Below are 745 nucleotides of genomic sequence, written 5' to 3' on the forward strand. Positions count from 1 at the left end.
ATCCGTCACCAGATCGCTTGAAACCACAACTCAACGACACCTAACAAAGCCCTACTAGTAGATTGCGAACATCAGGGCGATGTAGTGGCAGGTCGCGGCGACGAGGGTGAAGGCGTGGAACACCTCGTGGTAGCCGAAGGTCGCCGGGGCCGGGTTGGGCCGCCGGGCGGCGTAGACGACCGCGCCGAGGCTGTAGCAGACGCCGCCGACCAGCAGCAGGACCATCGAGGCGATACCGGCCCGGTGGGCGAGTTCCGGGATGACGAAGACGGCGAGGGCGATGTACAGCGGCACGGTCAGATACCGCGGGGAGTGCAGCCACAGCATCCGGATGGCCACGCCGAGCCCCGCCCCGCCCCACACCACCGCCAGGACCACGCGCGCGGTCCGCTCTGGCATCGCAAGAAGGGCAAATGGGGTGTATGTCCCGGCGATGAAAACAAAGATCATTGAATGGTCGAGGCGTTTCATGCGTGCACGCGCACGTGACGTCGACCACATCGTGCGGTGGTAGAGCGCGCTCGTTCCGAACAGCGCCGCGATACTCAGCGCATATACCGCGATCCCCAGTCGGGCACGGATCGTGGTGGCCAGGGCGACAGCGAGGACACCCAGTGCAAGGCTTACAGGGAATGCGCCGGCATGTAGCCATCCCCGCATGCGTGGTCGCACCTGGTCGCGGGGGTGGGAGGGGCCGTCCGCCTGCGAAGGCCCGGCGGGCTGCTGCGCGAGGGAAGCCACGCCC

Annotated in this window: 1 protein-coding gene; it reads right to left on the reverse strand. The window is 66.6% G+C overall.

Going from position 1 to position 745, the window contains the following annotated elements; translation table 11 throughout:
• Window positions 1–54: 54 nt before the first annotated feature.
• On the reverse strand, window positions 55–745 hold a 691-nt coding region (gene trhA / locus G6R25_RS24350; protein WP_205447449.1), incomplete at its 5' end, for a PAQR family membrane homeostasis protein TrhA.

Origin of the sequence: Candidatus Frankia alpina (genome assembly GCF_902806485.1) — a bacterium.
Taxonomy (GTDB): domain Bacteria; phylum Actinomycetota; class Actinomycetes; order Frankiales; family Frankiaceae; genus Frankia; species Frankia alpina.